The organism is Phytohabitans rumicis (genome assembly GCF_011764445.1).
GTDB classification, from domain to species: Bacteria; Actinomycetota; Actinomycetes; order Mycobacteriales; family Micromonosporaceae; genus Phytohabitans; species Phytohabitans rumicis.
This window is the reverse complement of the sequence record NZ_BLPG01000001.1, coordinates 7,265,654-7,287,231: the sequence shown is the minus strand read 5'-3', so window position 1 is coordinate 7,287,231 and position 21,578 is coordinate 7,265,654. Positions and strand designations below refer to the sequence as shown.

Below are 21,578 nucleotides of genomic sequence, written 5' to 3'. Positions count from 1 at the left end.
ATACAGATGGCAAGTGTCAGTTGACAAGGCATTGCCATGCCCGGTCACAGTGGGATAATCGTCCAACCACTATGGACAACCATCAGCGGACCGGACCTGAACAACTCGAAGCGTTCACACACGCGCTTCGCAGACTCCGCGCGACCGCCGGAAATCCGAGTTACCGAAGGCTGGCGTCGATGACCCACTATTCACGGACCACGATGGCGCAGGCCGTCAGCGGCCGCGCCTTCCCGACGCTTGACGTCACCTTGGCGTTGGTGCGCGCCTGTGGCGGCGACGCCACCGAATGGGAGCGACGCTGGAGGCAGACCCGATCCGCGCTCGGTCGGGACGACGAGGCGATACGTGTCGCATCCCCGTGGCCGCCAGAACCTGTTGTCGACGGGGCTGATCCAGAGTCCGCCGGGTGCTCAGCGACGGCACATACCGCACACGCGCGAAAGATCGCGTTGGCCGCTCGCCGGCTGATCATCGGGCAGGTCGAGTTGAGGTACTCGGCGCCGCACCGAGCAGTGTGGGCCCGCTTCGCCGGCTACTCTGGGTTGGACCATATCGCCACGTATAACCATGACGTCGAAGTCATCGTTCGAGTAACGAGACAGTCCGACGCCGCCGAACAGGTCTATCACGTCGCGTACGCGTTCGATTATCACTGGTCGAGCTTGTTGATCTGCTCAGGGCAGATCTTTACCGCTAGCGTCGACGTCCTCTTCGACGACGGCTTGGCGGCAACTGGAAGTACGACACCGGTTCGCCTGCCCTTGAGTATCTGATCGGTCGGAGGGCGTTGAGCCAGTGGCCGAGCGTTTCGGCGGCGTGCCGATGCCTCCTCATGGCTCGGTCAGGCCTTCTCGAAGGTGATGCCCCGCCGGCCGACCGACACCTGCTTCTCCACCACGGCGCCTTCCGCGGTGATGTACCAGCAGAAGAACGGCGTCGCGCCGAAGGGGAACACCGCCAGGTCGGGCATCGCGGCGTCGCACATCGCGGTGCCCAGCCGGGCATTGCTGTTGACAGCTTCGCTGTTCCACAGCCGGCCCACATTCGTTCGGGACACCACGCCAACCGAGGCAATTGCAGACCAGGTCATGTACTGGTCGGCGATCGACGCGGTCACGTCCATCGGCACCGCGAGGTCGTCGAACTTCACCGTGCACTTCGCCTTCACGTTGCTCGTCCGTTGGCTCCGGAGCACACGACGAGCACACGTCCAACCACTGTGGACATGAAGGAAGCTCTGATCTGAGCCAGATACCCAGGTCAGAGCCTTGATTGATTGTGCGCCGCCAGGGACTCGAACCCCGAACCCGCGGATTAAGAGTCCGCTGTGGACAGCCCTGCTATTCAGCGCACTGTATTGGGCCCACGATGACCAGGCGCCGACCGGCTTACGAAGTCGAGGCTAGGTGGTGCGTGCCCCATCGCTGAACGCCGAAATCTTTCACCGTGACATCTTTCATCCTCGCTCGTTAAGAGCAGAGACAGGGGACGGCGGCCCCACTGCGATGGAGCCGCCGTCGTGTAACCCCTGTTGTCCGGAACAAACCGCTGAGTTGGATCGGAGAGTGGGGCTACACCGTGCAAACGAACCGCCATGAGGTCGGCAAGCCACGGTTGTTCCGCGGCTGGAGTAGGTGGGGCTTGCGCTGGGTCTGGGCGTCTGCGGCCTTGATCGCAGCCGTCGCCCAACTGGTGGCCGCCTGCCGGTAGGCCGGAGAAATGCGGGGCAGGTTGTTCCAGTCCGCTGCCCAGCTTGGCAACCCGCGGTTGCGGGGATGCCGTGCGTCGCGGTCGCGCCGGACGGCGGCAGGTTTAGCACCGTCCGGGCGATCACGACTGTCAACGTTCTCAGGTCGGCTCGTCCCCGTTCCGCACATTCGGCGGCACAGCGCGGGGCACGCACATTGGTCGAGCATCGCTGTGATTGGGCGGCGCGGTCGGCTTGGCGGGAGATCGAATAGAACCCGCGCCGCCCGCGTCCACCGCGCCGCCGGCACCCCGGGCCACGACCCGGACCACACGCAGATGACGGCGACTTGGCGGCCCCGCCCGAGGGCCCGCTTATGGTGCAGCCGATGCCGCTGCGACTGACGCGGGGCGACACAAGATCCGGTCGGGAGCGGCCCGCAAACGAACTGGTCAACCATTTCTGCCCAGACCTACTTCGCCAACTCGTCGTCACGCTGCGGCCCGATCGCCCACATCCACTCCATGGCCGGTGCTCATTTTCAGCCGCGACCAAGGCCCCGAGGCTCCCTGAGCAATCGACGTGAGCGCCGCTGAACAACTTCGGCACGCAAATGACTTAGCACCTACGAGTTGCACTCGAATTGCTTTGGCGGGCCGCCCTTCTTTACGACAACCACTGCCGCTACGTCCTGTTTACGTATCAGGGAGTCGCAAGGCGAATCCGAGCCACCCCGAGGTACAACGGTAAGAATACAAATGACACACAGAAGGTTTACTGCGACAATCGACAATTGCACCCACGAGTAGGGACCCACTCGCAGTTCCTTCTCTTGACCCTCGACATTCTTTCTCTTGTGCACAATGCCGAGCAGCAAAAGCGGTGCCATGCTGAACCCCAAGATAACCACGACAATAACGAGCGGGTCGACGTCCTGCAAAACGAGGGCAATGCCCAGGGCGGTCAAGAAGAAGGCTCCGACGACCTGTGCGTTGTCCACCGCCCATCCTGCCCCGCCACTAGAAGATCCGGCGAAACAATTCCTAGCAGATTCTTGTTTTCTACGTCGGTGTAGTACGAACGATAAGATAGTCGCCAAGTGAGAGTGTCGACGAGCGGACTCGCAAGCACAAGTAGGGCCGCCGCAAGGAACGGCATGATATCCCACCACACCGCGAGTTCTGATACCTTCTCAAACATTTTGTCCACCGGCCGGAAGCGCCGTCATAGCCGGCAATATGTATCGAGTACCGCAGGAGTAGCCGACTTGACCTCCCTGAGAGAATTGCCACTCCACCGACCCACCGGAGCGAGCTCCATCCGGGCGAGGTAATAGTTCTTCCTCATGGACGAAGGAAAATCACGGCCCGCTGACAGGCCCCACGAGAGCGACAGGCTAGACCCTTGCATCACCCTAAGCTTTCGCAAATCGCCTATCTTCTTGAGTTGCGGCCTGGTCTCCGCTACTGCCTCCCAACTGTCAGAGTTGTACCTCCCGTCAGGGGCCTCAAAGCCAAGGGGATTTCGCACCTCCCTTGGATCCGGACCTTGTAACGCCCTCCACCTCCGCCTGCATTCGCAGCTATATGGACTACGTGTCGATATGGGCCCCCCGCGGCAGTAATAGTGCCAGGATGATCATTTCCAACTAGCCCCTCGATATCGACCCAGAACCAAATTGGCAGATAGGGAACTTTTGAAGGACCTGCGCCACAGCAGTATTCTCCACTCATAGCGCCTCCTCCGAGACCTGGCGCGTCGCATAAAGGATGTGGTCGACCGCGACGCACACTGCGGGGGTAGCGGTCTTCTCAATAAACGTTCGAAGCCACTCTACGGGCGGCGATGGACCTAAGTATGAGAACATTGCAGAATGAGGCTCGCCCGCCAGGCGGCCCCGGAAACGGGCCGCAAATGCGAGGTTTTGAAAGCGCCGAAGCCATTAAACGGAACCTCCCAGATTAGCGTATCCTTCTCGTTCTCGACACGCAGTAACCGGATGAGGTGGGACACCGATTCCAACTCCCTAGGGAGAGGGTCCGCTGGCCTCGGAAACAGCAAACCATCAACCGACACGACCAGCATTTGAGCGTCGGGTTCCGCAATGTGTTGGAGGATCCGGTATGCAGATATAGGCGTCGCACGAGACGACCATGACACAAGACAAAAGTCCGCATATCGCTCGACAATTGCTTCGTCGGCTGCCCCGCAGGTGATGAACCGCGCTGGCCGGCCGTCGACGTCGTATGCTGTTACAGCCGGTTCCACCCAATTCCTCAGGAGGTTGACAACCTCTTGTGGCGAGGATTCTCGAACTGTCCCACTCTTCAAGACGATCCGCGCGTCGACAAGGTTGGCGACTTTACTGACGGCTCCCATGTACGCGTTAGTCAAAGGGCGTCGAGCGACGGCGCCTTTCTTGCCGTCGATCCCAAGCTGACGTAGCGTCCCCGCGACCGATTTCGACCCTTTGCTCCCCCGCGCGAAGACGACCTCAACGGCGACTCCCCGAAGAGCCACTTCAGCAGCTTTTGTCTTTAGATCTCGGTCGCGTCGACGTCGGCGACGGCGGTCACCAGGCGAGACCGTCTCGCGAATGTTACCAATGTCGTGACTCATGCTCGCCTCCGCTTAGTCAGAGCGGCCAATCTTGATCAAGACCATACCAAGCTATCTCGATTGGCACCCACATTTCACCGAGAGCGCGCCACGCATCAAGAGATAAACAACGCGGCGACCATCCGGGCGTACGCCGGCACGGCGGCCGAAGTCGTCGCCGACCTGCTGCGCCTGGGGCGTAATGGCGACGCTGTCCCTGCCCGGCAGCTCGCGTACACCGTGCTGGACCGTGCCGAAGAACTGCTGGTCCAGTTCTGCGCTGGCGCCGCCGCCAGGCACAGCGGCATCCTGCGCTCCGGCTTCGAGCACGCGGTGGGCGCGGCCGCGCAGGCGCTGTCATCGGCCCTGGCCCGGCAGACGCCCGAACGGCTTGCTACCGCCGACGCGGCCATCGCCGCGCTCGCCGGGCACACGCTGGCCGGCACCCAGCCGCATCGGGTGGAGCAGACCCGCATGGCCCTGCGCCCGGTGCGCTTTCTCGCCCGGGCGGACGAGCCGCCCGTGACCGTGGCCGACGGCATCGAACGGCAGATCGACCAATGGGGCCTGGGTGGACCGCCCGCTCGCCCACGTATGGGCCGGCGAGGACGTCCACGCCGGGCTGAAGGACACCTTTCGCGCGGTCCATAACCGGGTTCGAGACCGTCGCCGCGAGCTTGACCGCGCCTTCGCAGAGCGGCTCGCGGCGTGGACGTCGGCCGGCACCCCGCCCGGCGACCTGCGCACCGTGGAAACTCTGCTCACCCGCGTCGTCGCCCCGCTCGTCCGGCAGAGCATCTTCAACGTCGACAACTACCCGGTGGCGTCGGTGATCGACGAGGGCCGCACCGTGCGACTGGATCTGACGCTGCTGCAACAGCAGTTCGGGATACGGAAGGACGGCTCAATGACGGCGCCGGCGAACGCCTCTGCCTCCCCGAAGTGAGCGACGAAGCCCTGGCCGGGCTGAAGTTCAACGCCCCACTGCCCAATCGGCTCGCCGAGGCCACCCTGGCCGCAGGACTAGCAGACCTACCAAACGCCGCCACCGCGCTCAGAGAGTGCACCCGATTCGTGCATACATGAGTTGCGGTCCGCTCCTGGCCAGGTACCGTGCGCCCGGTGGTACATCGCGTCGGTGACCATCGGCCGGGCGGTCGCTGGAGGCGAACGGCCGACCTTGCGAAGTGCGGTAGCCTCTCCTCCGGGCTGATCGAGGCCGTTCGGCAGGCGCTCAGACACAGGAACCCCGTCGTCGCAGTCGCAGCTGCCGAGTTCCTCGGAGAGCGCGACGAACTGCAAGCCTCTACGGTGATGTTCGCCAAGCTCAACGAGAGAGCCCTCCCGCACCAGGTACGTGGCCTGGCGTGCCTCCCAACATATCCATGGGCACTCGACCACAGCGATCCCGGCGCCTCCGACAACGCCACCGATTCCGGAACGCAAGGTTCATCATGCGAATGAACCCGCTGCCGTAGAGGCTCGCCACGCTTGGCAACGGAGAACCATGACGATGCGGGCCACCGCGCTCCGCCAGATCGGTGTGCTGTCCCGCTCGCATCGGCAGTCGTGCGATCCTGCGACTAACGTTAGCGGACGGTAACGAAGCCATGATCATCTCATCGGTCGACGCCTTGGGACGCAGCGATGCCTGAAACGCGACCGTTCCCGAGGGTCCGAAGCTCCGGCTCGGTGCGAGCGGCGCGTCCTTCTCCCCACCGCGCCCCACGCTCCTAGCAACGCGCTGGCTACTATGGTCGCCGGCACTTGACGGAGCACTCCCTCCAAGATCGTACGTAGCATCAACTCGATGCCGTCCATCTCGACCTCCCCGGCCGGTCCGCGATCACCTCCTTCCACGTTGATCCCGCAAATCCGCTCGCGGACGGGAGCGGACAGCAGCAGACGAGCCCGGATGATGGCAGACAAAGTCGGACAGCAGAAGGAGGAGCGAGCCGTTGGCCAGGATGAAGCGTCCAGGCCCAATGACTCCGGCCGTCGCGCAGTTCAGCACCGCACTGCATGACCTTCACGAGAGTGCGGGGCTTCCTTCGCTGAGCGACTTGAAACGAGCCCTCGGTAAGGGCGTAGCCAGTCGGAGCCGCATACATGAGGCGTTTACTGAGCCGCGCCTCCCGGTGTGGGGCCTGATCGAGCTTCTAGTGGAAGAGTTGGCGAGCCGGGTGCCAGGTGGCCCCGAGACGAACGACGAGGTCAGACGCTTCCACGTTCTCTGGCTGGCGGCGAGTAGAGAACATCCGCCGGCTTCCACCACACCCAAGGATGCGGCGCCGACATTTTCGTCGCGGCAATCGCATACGGCGCCACGTCCAGAGATAATTGGCCGCATTGGGACATTGATTGTCTATCGCGCGATCAGTGAGATGGGCTGGCACTTCCAGGAACAGGTCTTCGACTACGGAGTCGACGCGCACATCGAAATCGTCAACTCCGATCATGAGCCTACCGGTCAACTGATCGCCGTCATAATTAAGACCGGCCTACCCTATTTCAGGAACCGGCGGGGTCAAGGTTGGGTGCTCCGTTCTCCCCGGCCCGATCAGCTCAAATACCTACTGGGCTACGCTTTGCCCGTAGTAACAGTCCTTGTGAACCCCGATAGCAATAAGGCATATTGGGTGCACATCTCACCGTCAAATACCACCTCAAGAAGTGATGGCTGGGAGGTGACCTTGCCAGAGAATCAATTGCTTGGCCCGGATGCGGCCGAGGCGCTTCGAAATATTGCGACCAACAGGGAACGATGATGAATGCTGCGACAGCGGCGACCGGTCCCAAGATCCTGTGGATGATCTTGGAGTTCATCACATCATCAACAGACTGCTTTGGCGCCTGCTGTCGCGAGTCGCGAACCGCCGCTACGGCCGCGGCGAGGCGATGACCACCTTCGGATGCGGCTCCAGCTGCCGTCTTTCTGTCGTACCCCCGGCGTAGCGTGACCTGTGCCCTCGGAGCGGACCGGTCGGCGCCGGCCCGCCCGAGTTCGGCTGAGGCAGCACGAGCAGAGGGACGGAGACGCCCGGGTGAAGAAGGTCGACGCGAGCGCGCACATCGGCGACAGCGGGATCGCCCTGATCCACCGGCTCGTCAACGCGATAGGCCTCGTCTTGGCACGAGCGGAAGATCGACGCGGGCATCGACGGGGAGATCGAGCTGCGAGACCCCACCACCGGTGAGGTTGCCAATCGGGTCTTGTTCGCCCAGAGCAAGGCGAGAGACCGCCCAGTCCCCGGCGAGAACGAGCGGACCTTTCACTTCCTGCGCACAGACGCGGACGTCGATTACTGGATGAGCGCGTCATTACCGGTCTTGCTGATCTGCTCACACCCCAAGACCGGGGAGGCGTGGTGGACGCACGTCCAGGGCTGGTTCGCCGACCCGGCCCATCGGGCGTCCGGCCGCATCGACTTCGACAAGAGCACGCAGAAGTTCGACGCCGCTGCCGGGCATCGCCTGCTCAACCTCGCGGACCCCCACGGTCAAGCGCATACCCCCGCCGCAGAACACCGCAGTGAGACCCTGACCAGCAACCTTCTGCACGTGGCAATCCCGCCGACGATCTACCACGCCGCCATCGACATCCAGGACCCCCGCGAACTCCTGCGGCGTCAACGCGAACTCGACACGAACCTGCCGGTGCGCGAGGACTTCATCATTCGCAGCAACCGTGTCTACACCTGGCATCCGCCCCGAGCAGTCCGCCCTCGGCACTCTCGTTAGGGGCAAGACGGACCAGATGGCTGCGCGTATGTGGAACGATCCGGGCCGACCTGGTGAGGCAGCGTTGGCTGGTGCAACTCCTCAACAATGCGTTCCGATCCGATGTCGCGGCCGATTGCGAGTGGCACGGCGGGCGGAAGATCATCTACTGGCGCCCGACGGCAGACCTGTCCGCCCAGAGCATTCGAAGCGTCAGCGGGCGAACCTGGCAGGTCTTCACGCCGAAGTACAAGAAGACTGCGCCCGACAAGATCAGCTATTGCCTCCACGCCGCCCTGGAATGGCAGTTCCTGGACATCGACGGCGAGTGGTTCTGCGCCCTCGTTCCGACCTACCACTACACCCACGACGGCTACTGCGACTCGCTGTACCTGTCTGAGACTCCACACGACATCTGAGTACCTCGCCGGTATCAAACGTCTGGATCGCAACCCCGCTGTCTACCACCAGACCCGGATGTGGGCGCACTACCTCCAGGGCGGCGATGACACCCTGGACTTCAGGAACACGATCCTTACCTACGGCCATCTGATGACGTTCGAGGGCGACCGGTCCATTGATGACAAAGCCTGGCTCGCCGACCCGCGGAAGGCTACCGAGCACGACGAGATCGCGTCGGACGACCTTGACGACGTCGACGGTCCGAATGAGACCGAGGGTGAACTCACGTTGTTCGAGGTGGCCCGGTGAAACTCTCGATCCTCGATGAGCCGGCCCTGGAGTTTAGCGGCGGGGCCCGAGTTAGCCTCTGAGTACATGATCGTCCTTCGCCAGGAACTGGCGCTGCCGTAACGCCTGTCAGCCGACGACGGGACCGATCAGTTTCTCTGTAGGCCATCCTATCTGGACAGCACTCTCCGCGCCGCTCCTCGTACGGGTTACGCGCGGGACGAGCGCGGTTGGCTCGCCGATGCTGGGCTGGCAGCGCAGGTTCGAATCCCGCCTCCACTCCACACCTGCGCGCCTGCCCCGCGTCTGTCCGCTGACCAGGGAGTTCTTCGACACCCCGAAGCACTCCCAGCCGCGCCTGACCGACCGGTGAATCTCCCGGGCCGGGCTTTCGCGCGAGCACGTACTCTCCGTGGAGATTTGCGTTCCACGCCTCGTCAGTTGGAGACGCGCAACGGTCCTTCGACGCCCTCCTGTGCCACGCTGCGGAGCACATCATCCCAGTTGGTGGAGTTGAGCCAGGTCTTTTCAAGAAGGTGGGCAGTCCAACTGACCAACTGGCGCATGTTTGTCAATGCCCCAAGTTCTATCGGATAGATGTCATGTTCCCGAGCGACGCCACAGGCGTCGTGCAGTGCGTACCACTTTGCGCGGTCAGGCAACGATGCCAACTCGCGAATTTCGCTTCCGTGCGGATTGGCCTTCTCATGCGCGGTCCAGGCGTCCTCAACCCGCCTTACGTCGTCCATATCGACGTAGAGAAGCCCTCTGAAATCGTCGATCGAGGCTTTGCAGATGTCGCAGATCGCGACGATGTCACACACGTTGACCCCTTCTCCAGCCGTGTCGAATGTGGAAACCCTACAGGCAACGCCAGTCAGTACTCAGTTCTCGTTGCGTATTGCTGATCTTCTTAGGTTAGGTCGGCGATGCGCCTAAGCGCAGCATCATCGCTCACCGTAATCCGACGGTACGCGGTTCTGATCGCGCCCGCGTCACGGAGCTTACGGAAGGCCCTTTGAAGCGAGGCTTCGCCCAGACCAACCATCGAGGCAAGCTCGGGTTGGCTAAGCGGAATAACAATTTCGATACCATCTTTGGTTGGACGCCCAAACGATTGCGCGATGTCCGCTAACAGCCGGGCGAGGCGTACGTCTGCTGCATGTGTGACAAATTCTGCCCGCCTGCGGTCGGCCCAGCGCAGGCGGTCGCCGACGGTCTCGACAAGGGCGACGGCCGCGTCTGGATGGATCCCAAGGAAGTGCTGAAAGTCGGTGCCGGAAACCGTATTGACGACAACCTTCGTGCACGCCATTACCGAGACATCACTTAGATGGCCGCCCTCCGCCAGATGGCCGACAACATCGCCTGGAGCACGAACCGCCAGAAGAACTTCGATTCGCGCAGCGACGTCGACGGCTACTACCTTCACAAATCCACTGAGGATTACATCGATGTGTGTCGACCGCGTGCCCGGTCGGACAAGCTGATCGCCAGGAGTAAAAATACGGCGCGCGCCCCGGGCAAGTAGGTCGTGACTGGTTGTCGTCGCGAGTCGGCCGATGAAGCTCGCCTGGGGGATTTCGAGGTCTGCTTCCCGCCTTAGGTCGACAACCGGGCTTGACCCAGGGCGGGCTACCGGCGGTTCAAGCTCAACGTCCAGCTCGCGCGACGCCTCCGCGACAGGCGGATTGCCGATCCTCGACGCCTGCAGTTGATGGTTCAAGATATCGACGACGCTTTCGACTGCCCGGTCCATCAACCGTCGAGCCGTCCGATCAGTACGTTGCAGCCGCTTCGCTAGCCAGCCGACACGGTCGCGGAGAAGTCCGTCTGGAGCGGGGTCGAGGCCGAAGGCCGCCTTTGCCGCCACGCTTTCAATCGCAGCGAGCGAATTACACGCCGGAAGCAGAACACCGTGCAGCTTCGTTCGCATCGAAGACGCCGTGTCATCCCGATGAATTCCAGCGATGCTCGAAAGGCTCGGGCCAATGGCCCCTGGAAGAGCTTCGGACCGAACAGCCCGCCCTTTTCGAAGATGGTTCAGGTCAGTCCGCAGCTGGCTAGTTGGCGATGTCGTGACGCGCTCCTTCGTCGTGCGAGTCCGGTCCGTACCTTCCAGGCAGCCTCAGGCGCGCCCGAAGGCCGCCCTGCGATGCACCATATGCCCGCAGTATCTCCGGGCGTTCGCTCGGTTTGGTGCCACGCGTAACTACAACCAGTCCGGCGAGCCAGACCAGCGAACTCGTTGCGGCAAGCGCAAGAAGTCCGATCCAAACTGGGGTCAAGCTACCCACGAGCTCGGCGGTCTCGCTCGCCACGGCCGTGCTGGATGCACCGCGCCATGATCACGGCTGGGGTTAGCGCGCACAGTGCCCCCCTGGCTCGGAGATCAGATTGGACTATCAACTAGAGCATATGATGGGTTCTCGTGTCCTGGAACGATCCCACGGATGGTATTCGATGTCAACTCCGCCGTAGTTGACATCGAAGTGGACGTGCCCGGCCCTACCAGGTCCAATCCCGTCCGCGCGGGGAGATGACGGTGAGGTCGGGCGACTCGGCCGGCTTGGTCCAGGACCAGGTCTGCGAGGACCTGAGCTTGGGCAGGGTGCCCCGGATGATGGCGCTCGTGGGTGTCCGCGCTCGGGCGCGACGATCGCGCAGATCGCCGACGATCTCGGAGTCAACCGGGAGACGCTGCGCAGCTGGGTCCGCGCTGATGATCGCGGCCAGCACCACCAACCCGGACGACCCGATCGCGACATCGCAACGAACTCCGTCGGCGGGTCCATGCCCTGGTCATCGACTCCATCCGGCGAGTCGCCGCGTCATCACCTGGTCCACCTACCAGCGTCGACACCAAGACCAAGCAGAACCATCCACTACGCCTGGCAAGCCATCGCCGAGCCCCGAAACAGATCTTCTGCTGGGGTACTAGATTCATTGCCATGCCTGAGCCGACCTTCGATGAGGCAACACTCCAGCGACGCTTCGTCGGCGACCTCGATGGCCACTTCTTCGTCCCCGGATACCAGCGCGGCTATCGGTGGGGCGAGCACGAGGTCGGTCGACTGCTCGACGACATTCAGCAGAGCGGCAACGAGCCGTATTATCTTCAGCCCATCGTGGTGAAGCGGCTGGCCGACGGCAGGTGGGAGCTCGTCGACGGGCAACAGCGCCTGACGACGCTCTTTCTCATCCTCCAGTACATCCGGCTCAACGCCCTTCCGACCGCGCATCCACGTTATTCACTGGAATATGAGACAAGGCCCGACAGCCAAGCCTATTTGTCGGAACTGAACCCCGACGACCACACTCGCAACATTGACTTCTTCCACATCTACAAAGCTTATGCGTGTATTCGTGAGTGGTTCAACCGTCAAGGCAACGAGCTTCAGGCAGCGATCGACTTCTACACCGCCATGTCCAAGTCCGTCCAGGTTATCTGGTACGAGGCGCCCACGCAGACGGACTCGAAGGAGCTTTTCCGGCGACTCAATGTCGGACGTATTCCGCTGACCGACGCCGAGCTGGTTAAGGCACTTCTCCTCGCGAGGGTACGGGACACCCCCGGACAGACCGACCAAGCGCACGAAGTGGCGGCCCAGTGGGATGTAATCGAACGGGACCTGCGCGCACCCGAGGTCTGGGCGTTCGTCACCAAGAAGGCCCACGGAGAGGCGACCCACATCCGCCTGATCCTCGACACGCTCGCAGACGCCGTTTCGAAGCCGCCGGTCCGGGGATCGCGACCCCTCTTCCATACCTTTGAGACCTTGCGCCCGCGCATCGAGGAGTCAGCGCGCTCGGTGTGGAACGACATCCAAGACATGCACTCCCTGCTCCTCGGCTGGTACGAGGACCGAGATCTCTACCATCGGATCGGTTTTCTAGTGGCGATGGGTGAGCTTTTCGAGAACGTTGTGAACCTCGCCCGAGGCCGGGCAAGGTCCGAACTCGAGGCCATCCTCACGGCAAGGATTCGCGCACGACTCCTTCGGACAGCCGACCAGATCAGAGAGCTGACCTACCCCTCCGAGAAATGCACCGAGGTTCTTCTCCTGATGAACGTGGAGTCCATCCGCCGGCGCACCGGCTCCTCCGAACGGTACTCATTTCAGGCCCACGCATCAGGAGCATGGTCGCTGGAACACATTCACGCTCGGAACGCAGACCCCCTCCGCCGGGCCGAGCAATGGACCGAATGGCTTCGGCTGCATCGCGAGGCGTTGTCCGCCGTCCCGACGGACAGCGAGGCTGAGCGCGACATGCTGATCGCGGACATTGACGGCGTACTGGCGACCAGCCCGCTACCCGAGAACAAGTTCCGTGAGCTGGAGGAACGCGTTGTCCGTATCCTCTCGGCCGGTGGCGAGACAGAGGACGAGATGCACTCGATCTCGAACCTCGCCCTGCTGGCAAGCGGCGACAACAGCGCCCTGAACAACTCCGTTTTCGAGGTGAAACGGCAGGAGATCATCCGACGGGACAAGGTCGGTGCCTACATCCCCGCGTGCACTCGCGACGCGTTTCTGAAGTACTACACCGACGCGCACGCCCAGCAGACCCACTTCTGGGGTACCAAAGATCGTGAAGGCTACCTCACCGAGATGCTCCGCCTGCTCGACCCGTATCTCACCGCTTCGAGCGCCGCATGAGCGGCATCGTCACGAGCTACGTCGGTCTCTTCCGTCCTCGCAGTGACGAGGTCGCCACCATCGAACGTATCGAGATCCCATTGATCCAACGGGACTACGCCCAAGGGCGGGTGGACGAGGCGGTCGCCGACATACGATCAGATTTCCTGGATGTCCTGCTCGGGGCGGCCGTCGGGGAAAACCGAGTGGGATTGGACTTCGTCTACGGCGACGTCCAGGGCGGAACACTGCGGCCGTTGGACGGTCAGCAGCGGCTCACGACGCTGTTCCTGCTCCACTGGTACCTCGCATTTCGAACGGGTCGGCTCGAGGCCGGGCTGGACTGGACCCGCTTCTCGTACGCGACCAGGGCCAGCGCGAGGCTCTTCTGTGAACGGCTCGCCGAGAACCCGCCGCCGTGCGCGGTGGGGACACCGGCCGCCTGGATCAAGGATCAGTTCTGGTACCTGCACGTGTGGCGGCACGATCCGACGATTCAGTCCATGCTCGTCATGATCGACGCCATCGACAGCCGCTTCCGGGGCCTCGACATGGAAGCGGCGTGGTTGCGGCTAACCGACGAGGCTGACCCCGCGATCTCGTTTCACCTGCTCCCGATCGAGGAGATGGGGGCGGGCGACGAGCTCTACATCAAGATGAACTCGCGTGGTAAACCGCTCACGCCGTTCGAGAACTTCAAGGCGAGGTTCGAGAAAGCCCTGGAAGGCTCGCCACGTGCGGCGGAGTTCGCCGAGTGTGTCGACGGTACCTGGTCCGATGTCTTCTGGGCCTACCGCGGCACGGACGACATCGTCGACGACGAACTCATCCGCTACTTCACCTTCGTCACACAGATCGCCGAGTGGCAGAACGGAACGATTTCCCGGGAACGGCTGGAGACACGAGCGGAGGAAGTCTTCGGCCCCGGCAGGCCGAACGGACCGCAGAACCTCGACTTCCTTTTCGACGCGTTCAACGCGTGGCGGGACATGGACGTCGCCACCTTCTTCGCCGATCTCCTCACGACCAGCGCCTCGCAGAGCGGGGAGAAGGTCCTGCTGTTCGGCTCCAAATCGATCGATCACTTCCGAGCTTGTTGCGAGAGCTACGCCTTCGGCGGGAGCCGCATGTTCGGCTGGGCGGAGACGCTCACGCTCTACGCCGTTCTCATCCACCGCATCCACCAGACCGACGACTTTCCCCGCCGACTCCGCGTGCTGCGCAACCTGCTCGAAGCTTCGGGCAACGAGCTTCGCCTGGAGAACATGCCCGCGCTCGTCCGGGAGGTCACGACCCTCGTGCGGGGCGCCTCACCGGAGGAGGCGTTGGCAGGTCTGTCAACGTTCAACGAAGCTCAGATCGAGGATGAAAAAGCGAAGGCCGCGTTTCTGACGGCGCATCCCGAGCTGACCGGCGTCGTGTTCGCCCTTGAAGATCACCGGCTTCTACGCGGATCCCTCGTCGCCATCGATCTCAACGCCGATCGACTTGCCGCACGTGCAGCGTCCTTCACGAAGGTCATGGCGGATCGGAGTCTCTGGCCGGCCTTGACAGGTGCCCTACTGGCGAATGGCGACTACTCCCGGCACCCGAATCCCCGTTCCTTCAGATTCGGATCCCCTGAGGATGATCTCTGGTGGCGCGGTCTGCTCACTGGCACGAGACGCTCGAACCTGAGCCGCACGTCGAAGGTTCTTGCCGAACTGCTCGACGCCATCTCCGAGGCGGACGGAGACCTGCGCGACGTGCTGCGGGAGATCCGCCAACAGTGGATCGACGACCAGGACGCCTTCGACTGGCAGTATTACCTCGTGAAGTACGACGCCATGCGCTCGGGCAAGTCCGGGATCTACTTCACCGTTGGCGGGGCGATGGGCTTCCAGCTGTGCATGCTGAACAAGACTCAGTTGAACAGCTGGTATCGCGACCCATTCCTGCTAGCTGTTCAGAGAGCAACCGATAAGAAGGAAGCTGTCGAGGATCCGTGGTTCATGGGATACGAAACCGCCGCGCGATGGATGGACCTACGTTCCAGTAACACGAGGGTCAGATGCGTCAAACAGGGCTTCCAGCTCATGCCGCCGCCCGGCGTGGCAGATCGAGAAGCCTTCGACGCCGTTTGCGAGGCTTTAGGAATCGGGAAGGACCACTTACTTCGGATCCCGCAAGTACAACGCGAGGGCCGGCCGTTCGACACCGAGGACCGCGTTGAGCGCGGTGCCAAGCTACTCACGGAACTCATCGCTGCCGGGCTGTGACGCTGGTCGGCCACGAAGTCCCGGCCCCGGCGTCGAGGAAGGCTTCATGGCTGAACAGGCACGCGCAGCTAAATGCGCCGACAACGGTGCCGCTCGGAGGCTGGTCGCCTCGGATAGGCGGCCAGCGCTACGGTTCTGAGGAACCCAGACGCGTGTAGCGTGCGGGCGGCCGACGTGCCCGGAGCAACCGGAAAGATCGACTCGCCCGCCCACAACAGGTCACCCTCGCGGCGGCAACGCCCACACCCCTTCTACCAGCGCAAACGTCACCCCGGGACCGGTCGCGCCGCGTTCCCATGTTGTACGGGACCCGCCTCCACTCCACGCCTGCGCGCCTGCCCCGCGTCTCTGCGCCGACCAGGGGTTTTCTCACCGGCGCAAAGCACTCCGATGACCCTGGAGAGCCCGTTGACGGGATTCGCACCTGCGCGCGCCCCAGCGCCGCGGACTAATGCTCCGGATCAACGACAAGCTTCGCCACGGGATCTCGCTAGCCTGGCCGGCGCCGATGATTGACGAGGGACCTTACCCGTCCGTGACGCTGGGTGTCCGGCGGGTCATCGCGTCTCGCGTTTGAGCCAGGAACGCGCCGGTGGCCAACGTATGCGGATGTTCCGCGCCGAGGACCTCGGCCCGTCTGGTGAGCGCGACTTGCAGCCATCCGGCGGCTTGGTCGAGGTGTCCAGCGAGGGCGAGCCACTCGCCAAAGTTGTGCATGCTGGTCAGGGTTTCCGGGGCCAGCCGGCCGTGAATACGCGTGCTGTCGTCGATGAGGTCCACCCAGGCGTTCGCCGCCTCGTCTGGGTCCATGTCGGCGGAGTTGTAGAGCAGGTGGTTGTTACGAACAGTCAATGTCTCAGGGTGGTTGGGGCCCATGACTCGCACGCAGTCGGCGAGCAGCGCGTCGAAGTCGTCGGCCGCGTGCCGAACGTCGCCAGACTTTCCCAGCGCGTTTGCGAGGTTTCCGCGGGTCGCCAGTGTGTCCGGATGGTCGGGGCCGAGCCGCTGCGTGCGTGCATCGAGAAGGCGCCGCAGGATTACGATGGCTGCCCTTGGGTCGCCGAACTCGATGAGCCAGCGAGCGTGCGCTCCTTGGGCGGCGAGGGTCTCCCGGTGGTCAGGGCCGAGTGCGTCGAGCCGGTCGACGGCCACTTGGGCGAACATCGCGAGGGCGGCCTCGCTCACCCCGGCCTCGCCGTACATTCCGGCGAGTAGGGAACGCGCATCAAAGGTGTGCCTGTTGTGCGCTCCGAGTAGCCGTTCGCAGTCCGCCAGTACCTGCTCCATCTCGTGAATGCCGTCGGCCAAGGCGCCCGCCTGGGCACGGCACACAGCGAGATTGGCGCGAGCAACGATAGTGCCGACGTCATCGGGTCCCTTGTCGCGTGCGAAGTCCTTGACTAGTTCTTCATGGATGGAAATAGCTCTAGTGGGGTCGCCGGCGTTCGCTCGCCAACGAGCGGCATGGCCCCGGAGTTCCAGAACATCCGGGTGGTCGGGTCCGAGTTGCTGCGCCGACATGGCGAGCAGGTTGTCGAAGTACTCGGCGGCGCCCCGCGGATCACCGGCCTCGCCTTGGCGAGTGCCGGCGAGGATCAATACTTTATGCCCGCCTGCAATGAGTTCGCCCTGGTCATGACGGCGCAGGGCGTCGACGTTGGCCCGCATCGTCAGGGTGAGTTCTCCCGAATGGCCTCCTCGGAGCCAGTACCCAAGTAACGCGTCAGCGGCCGCCCAAATGACCGATGAGCGCCGTTCGCCGTCGAGTCCTTCGCGTGTGACTCTCTGGACGAGGGCATGCACTCGGACGATATCGTCGTCCTGACGCAGCAAGCTGAGTCTGTATAGCGTTCGCAGCCCGTCACGGATCGTGTCGATATCGACTGCGCCGATGTCACCGGTCGAGCCGGCTGCCGACCAAATCGCGTACGATAGCCAGTTCCGGGCGGCGCCGTCGGCCACGAGACCGGCCGAGATGCTTTCAGGTTCCAGAACACTGAGCAACTCCATGAGCGGCCGAGCCATCCCGACAGGCGCGAGCCGGTTCGCGGCGTCGATCGAGAGTGACCACGTCGTTGCAACGGTGTCGCGGTGCTCGTCCGGCAGGGCTTCTGGTTCGGGCAGTAGCTCGCTCAGGCGCCTGCGTCGGTCCGCAAACCGGCGCCGGTACTCGCTACACCGTAGCTGCCGGTCCAGCATGAACGCCGCCGCCTGGGCGAGCGCGAGAGGCAAGCCCTGAAGGTCAGTCGCGACACCGTCGATGTCGTCGCCAAGTGGGTGCTGTTCCCGAAGTGCCGACCGCAGGTAGCGGGCGGCCTGTTCGACACTGAAGACATCGACGTCGACGGTACGGCGCCGATGTCCGGCAAGGGCCGCGTCTCGGCGTCTCGTCGTGACGACGACTCTTCCGGAAGATCCCTGCGGCCAGAGTCCGCGTAGGTCAGCAGGTGTTTGTACGTCGTCGAGAACGACCAGCCAGATGTCCTCTGTGGTCGCGAGCCAAGCGAGAAGCCGGTCGGCCGCCTGCTGGACGCTGTCCTGCGGACCAAGTACTACCCGAGCCGCTTCGGCATAGGTCGCCAAAACCAAGTCCCGAGACGATGCCGTTGCCCAGACGACCACTGTGGCGTCCGTCTGGTGGCCGCGGATGAAGTCAGCTGCGAGTTGTGTCTTGCCGACGCCGCCGAGACCGCTTAAGACAACCGTCTCACCAAGCGGAAAATCCTCAAAAATCTCCCGGCGCTCCTGGAACGACGTCGCTGGTGCAGGAACGACGCCCACACGTTGCGGGGCTGTGAGCGGGCGGTCGCCCATCTGTCGGCCTAACGCTTCGACCGCCCGATCCAGCGCCCGAGTCTCGACCGAGCCCGGAGCGAACGTACGCAGCAGGTCGTCGTGTGCGCTCAGGTGGGTCTCGATAGTAGTGCGGCCCATCCATGTGATGGGCACGGGCGACAGGCCTTGCAGGTGCGACTCGAACCATTCCAGTTCGGTGGGCGTCGGGTCGAGTGGCACGACCAGCGTCCACGCCACCATCCTGGGCTGAGTGCGAACAGCCCTTAGCAGCGACTTCTGGATCTGTTGTCGCTGACCGGGCTTGAGCCGTTCGGCGAAACGCTTGATCTCATAGATGTGCAGTCCGCCAACGGCCGGCACCCGTACATCCACGCCACCGTCGCCGCCACTGCCGTCGACACGCTGTGCCTCAGGCATCAACCGCGTCAGCAACGCGGCCATGAGTTGTTCTACCTGGTCAGCGCTGTAATCCGACCACGGAACGGGAATCGGCATGCCCGCGACATTCCTTCCGGTCGTATGCACAGCGGCACCGAGCTGATCAGCGAGGCATCCGGCGTGCCCCGCAGCCGCCGCCGGGGTAACGGGGGACAACTCACCCATATATTACGGGCGTCGGTTGTCCCAGTGCGTGGCTACGTCCGCGAGAACGGGCACCAGTTGCTAGTGCTTTCGGCGCCACCCCAGCAGGCGCTCGTGGGAACGGGCGCCACTAGTGGATCACCGCAGGTTGCCACCAGCTATGTCAGCCACCGCATCGAATCACTTTGCGTAAACCTGATCACGGCCGCTGCCCTGAACGTGAGTGCGCGAATCTGCCGATGACAGCGCATTCGATCATGCCAGTGGCGGCGATGAAGTGGTCCGCCGATTACCCATTCCTGCGGAATAGGGCGTATCCCGCCGCGAGAAAGGAATGAATTGACGCCGGGCTCAGGTGTAGTGTTTCGTCATTTCTGCGCCGAGGAATGCTAATAATTGATCCGTCAATCTTTCCGTCCATGAAGGCGCCAGCAACCATGAATGGCTTTAGTTCCGCTGCTTGCTCTGGAATTATGCAGTAGACTAGGTAAGCTCCAGCCGACCCTGCCTGGGCGGTCTTGACTTGTAAATCATCAATCGGCGGAAAGATGAGCCTGTCGATCGTACGACGTGCTAGACGTGCGAGACGCGTCGCGTCGGGCACAGGGTGCAGAGCGACGACAAAGTCTCCCTCGCGCCTCGACTTAGTCTCAAGTCCTACGACAAGTAGGCCACGGGCACCACTGTTGGCGAAAGCGGCGACATCTCTTGCAAAATCGAACATGCTGCGTTCGTCTGTTAGGCGAAGCTGCCTCTTGCACTCGAAAAACTCGGATTCCTGGATGCCTACCAAGACCGCAGCTAGACCCGACTCCAGTACGGTGACTAGGAGGTCGACGCTCATGGAGTTGTCAACGAACGCCGCACTAATGCCGTGCGCCTGAAGGGCAAATTCTTGGACGTCGCCTATCGTGCGACCTCGTGTAGGGAGTCGAAAGTATCCAGACCAAAGATATGGGTTCGACAGTTGGCCCTCTAAAGCCACTAGCTCAACGCCGCGTTCACTACTCCATGATGAGAGGATTCTCTGTAGCTCGGGAAACGGCTCAAACGGATCTCGCCCATCGATGGGAATCTCGACTTCAACCAGCAGTTCGTCGCTGTCGGTCAGCACTATAGAACCAGGTTCGGGAATTACAATGTCCTCGTCGAATTCTGAAGGGTCATGAGCGGTCCACGTCAACTTCATCCGAACCTGATCGGCCAACCAGTCCGGTCCGCTTCCCGTACCTTCCGTGGTATGCAATCTAAGAGTTACGTTTTCGGTACGCCTTCGCTCATTGACGGAAAGACAACCGTAGAAGTGACTTGCGGCCATCAAGGCATGTCTAAGCGAGGACAAGCTTGCTCGATGGACGAATTCGTAGGGGCCGTAGAAATATTCGCCAGCGCCGCTAAGGCGAACATCATTTGACCCAGCGAACCTAAGTGCGTCTCGATCACGAACAAATTTAACACCTGCTAGGTATTTGGATGCTTCCGCGCTTCGCTCAAACGTCATCGGGACACCTTAGTCGCGCCGGGGCGTGATCCTTGACATGCTCTCGTACCGCGATCCGGGCGATGCACCGGCTCGGAGGGACTCGCGCCGGCGCGACTGCTGACGGATTTCGGTGTCTGCGGGGAGTCGCGGCGACGGCGCCTGACAGCGTCAACCGTCGTCCGGCACGGCGGGCCGCCGCTGATTCGGGCAGAAGGGCGCGTGCTGCCTTCTGCCGTCGAACGTCCGGCTCATGCACTCGACTCTGCAGACACCTCAGGACAGCGCGGCCCTCCCCTTGCCGCCAATCAGCAACAAGCGGAAGGGCCCCGCGCCGCCAACACTGGTTATACTCCCCGCGCCGGCAGACGCCACTTACCATCCAGCACCACAAACGTCGGATCGCCGCTGGTCGCGCCGCGTTCCCATGTTGTACGGTGACCCGCCTCCACTCCGCACCTGCGCGCCTGCCCCCGCGTCTGTGCGCTGACTAGGGACTTCTTCGCCAGCGCGAAGCACTCAACCGACCCCTGGGCGGCTGGTCGAAGGGGATTTGCACCTGCGCTGTACTCAGCCCTTGGAGCGACACCCGGTCAACGAGCACCATCTTCGCCACCCGCCTATCGAAGCCGCACTTCGACGCGTACTTACCCTGAGTTACTGCGGTCATGGTTGGCCGCCTTCGCGAGGCGCCCGCTCATGCCGACGAGCGTGCACCAGATCTGGCCGCTGCCAAGCCTCCGTGGCCAGCTGTCGCCCGCGGATGGAACCGTCGGGTCCGCACAGCAAACTTCGATGCGTCAGCAGCGTCGTGGCTCTGCGTGACTTCCTGGAGTACTACCACCACCTAAGTTGCTGGGACGCATTAGAGTTCTTCGCTATCGATGGTGTTGGTCAGTCCCTCATGCGCCGGCTCGCGACGGTCATCGCCGTAGGCGCGGCGGTTTGTTCGTGTGCCGCGGTGGCGCTCATCGTGTGGCATGACGCGCTGGCCAGGCTCGTCGGCGCCGAGGCCTACAAGACGCTCCTGCAGTTCTTCCTTGTGGTCGTGCTCGGCGGGGGATATCCCTGCTCTATCAGGCGTTTAATCGAGAGTCGGACCGGCGGGTTGAGCGGCTGAAGCA

Annotated in this window: 15 protein-coding genes, 1 tRNA gene and 1 pseudogene; 10 read left to right on the top strand and 7 right to left on the bottom strand. The window is 62.8% G+C overall.

Features of this window, described 5'->3' with window-relative positions; genetic code table 11:
* Nucleotides 1-71 precede the first annotated feature (71 nt).
* The gene (locus Prum_RS33230) at nt 72-776 is read left to right on the top strand and encodes a helix-turn-helix domain-containing protein (protein ID WP_345541919.1); all 705 of its coding nucleotides are present in this window, start codon (nt 72-74) and stop codon (nt 774-776) included.
* Nucleotides 777-844: 68 nt separating this feature from the next.
* Here the strand turns inward: Prum_RS33230 and Prum_RS33225 are convergent, their stop codons facing one another.
* From Prum_RS33225 to Prum_RS33215, 3 genes are all read right to left on the bottom strand, one after another.
* Complete coding sequence (locus Prum_RS33225; RefSeq protein ID WP_173080041.1) at nt 845-1,153, bottom strand: hypothetical protein; 309 nt, start codon at nt 1,151-1,153, stop codon at nt 845-847.
* A 128-nt stretch (nt 1,154-1,281) separates the two neighbouring features.
* A tRNA-Lys gene (locus tag Prum_RS33220) sits at nt 1,282-1,355 on the bottom strand.
* Between the two features lie 960 nt (nt 1,356-2,315).
* Nucleotides 2,316-2,690: a hypothetical protein gene (locus Prum_RS33215; protein WP_173080040.1), complete on the bottom strand. Its 375-nt coding sequence runs from the start codon at nt 2,688-2,690 to the stop codon at nt 2,316-2,318.
* Nucleotides 2,691-4,369: 1,679 nt separating this feature from the next.
* On the opposite strand from Prum_RS33215, the gene Prum_RS33210 reads away from it, so the two are divergent.
* The 6 genes and pseudogenes from Prum_RS33210 to Prum_RS33185 all read left to right on the top strand — a co-directional run bounded on the left by Prum_RS33210 (nt 4,370) and on the right by Prum_RS33185 (nt 8,719).
* Nucleotides 4,370-4,939: a hypothetical protein gene (locus tag Prum_RS33210; protein WP_173080039.1), complete on the top strand. Its 570-nt coding sequence runs from the start codon at nt 4,370-4,372 to the stop codon at nt 4,937-4,939.
* Nucleotides 4,860-5,234: a hypothetical protein gene (locus Prum_RS33205; protein ID WP_173080038.1), complete on the top strand. Its 375-nt coding sequence runs from the start codon at nt 4,860-4,862 to the stop codon at nt 5,232-5,234. The genes Prum_RS33210 and Prum_RS33205 overlap by 80 nt, the downstream gene beginning before the upstream one ends.
* Nucleotides 5,235-6,426: 1,192 nt before the next feature.
* Entirely contained in the window at nt 6,427-7,056 is a 630-nt protein-coding gene (locus Prum_RS33200) for a DUF4365 domain-containing protein (protein WP_218577439.1), read from the top strand.
* Nucleotides 7,057-7,429: 373 nt separating this feature from the next.
* A pseudogene (locus tag Prum_RS33195) lies at nt 7,430-8,029 on the top strand (DUF4365 domain-containing protein); the annotation flags it as partial.
* A 71-nt stretch (nt 8,030-8,100) separates the two neighbouring features.
* A complete protein-coding gene (locus tag Prum_RS33190) occupies nt 8,101-8,427 on the top strand; it encodes a hypothetical protein (protein WP_173080036.1) in 327 nt (108 codons plus the stop codon).
* Between the two features lie 58 nt (nt 8,428-8,485).
* Nucleotides 8,486-8,719 (top strand): hypothetical protein, encoded by a 234-nt coding sequence (locus tag Prum_RS33185; protein ID WP_173080035.1) that lies wholly within the window; start codon nt 8,486-8,488, stop codon nt 8,717-8,719.
* 416 nt (nt 8,720-9,135) lie between these two features.
* Here the strand turns inward: Prum_RS33185 and Prum_RS33180 are convergent, their stop codons facing one another.
* Both Prum_RS33180 and Prum_RS33175 read right to left on the bottom strand, forming a co-directional pair.
* The gene (locus Prum_RS33180) at nt 9,136-9,522 is read right to left on the bottom strand and encodes a hypothetical protein (RefSeq protein WP_173080034.1); all 387 of its coding nucleotides are present in this window, start codon (nt 9,520-9,522) and stop codon (nt 9,136-9,138) included.
* An 89-nt stretch (nt 9,523-9,611) separates the two neighbouring features.
* Nucleotides 9,612-10,634, bottom strand: coding sequence for a Crp/Fnr family transcriptional regulator (locus tag Prum_RS33175; RefSeq protein ID WP_173080033.1), 1,023 nt, complete (start codon nt 10,632-10,634; stop codon nt 9,612-9,614).
* Nucleotides 10,635-11,649: 1,015 nt separating this feature from the next.
* On the opposite strand from Prum_RS33175, the gene Prum_RS33170 reads away from it, so the two are divergent.
* Together Prum_RS33170 and Prum_RS33165 are read left to right on the top strand one after the other, a co-directional pair.
* Nucleotides 11,650-13,359 (top strand): DUF262 domain-containing protein, encoded by a 1,710-nt coding sequence (locus Prum_RS33170; protein WP_173080032.1) that lies wholly within the window; start codon nt 11,650-11,652, stop codon nt 13,357-13,359.
* Complete coding sequence (locus Prum_RS33165; protein ID WP_173080031.1) at nt 13,356-15,596, top strand: DUF262 domain-containing protein; 2,241 nt, start codon at nt 13,356-13,358, stop codon at nt 15,594-15,596. Before Prum_RS33170 ends, Prum_RS33165 begins: the two co-directional genes overlap by 4 nt.
* A gap of 525 nt (nt 15,597-16,121) precedes the next feature.
* Here the strand turns inward: Prum_RS33165 and fxsT are convergent.
* The gene (gene fxsT / locus Prum_RS33160) at nt 16,122-18,887 is read right to left on the bottom strand and encodes an FxSxx-COOH system tetratricopeptide repeat protein (RefSeq protein ID WP_173080030.1); all 2,766 of its coding nucleotides are present in this window, start codon (nt 18,885-18,887) and stop codon (nt 16,122-16,124) included.
* 376 nt (nt 18,888-19,263) lie between these two features.
* Nucleotides 19,264-20,163, bottom strand: a complete 900-nt coding sequence (locus tag Prum_RS33155; RefSeq protein WP_173080029.1) for an AlbA family DNA-binding domain-containing protein — start codon at nt 20,161-20,163, stop codon at nt 19,264-19,266.
* A 1,102-nt stretch (nt 20,164-21,265) separates the two neighbouring features.
* On the opposite strand from Prum_RS33155, the gene Prum_RS33150 reads away from it, so the two are divergent.
* A complete protein-coding gene (locus tag Prum_RS33150) occupies nt 21,266-21,574 on the top strand; it encodes a hypothetical protein (protein ID WP_173080028.1) in 309 nt (102 codons plus the stop codon).
* The last annotated feature ends 4 nt before the right edge of the window (nt 21,575-21,578 follow it).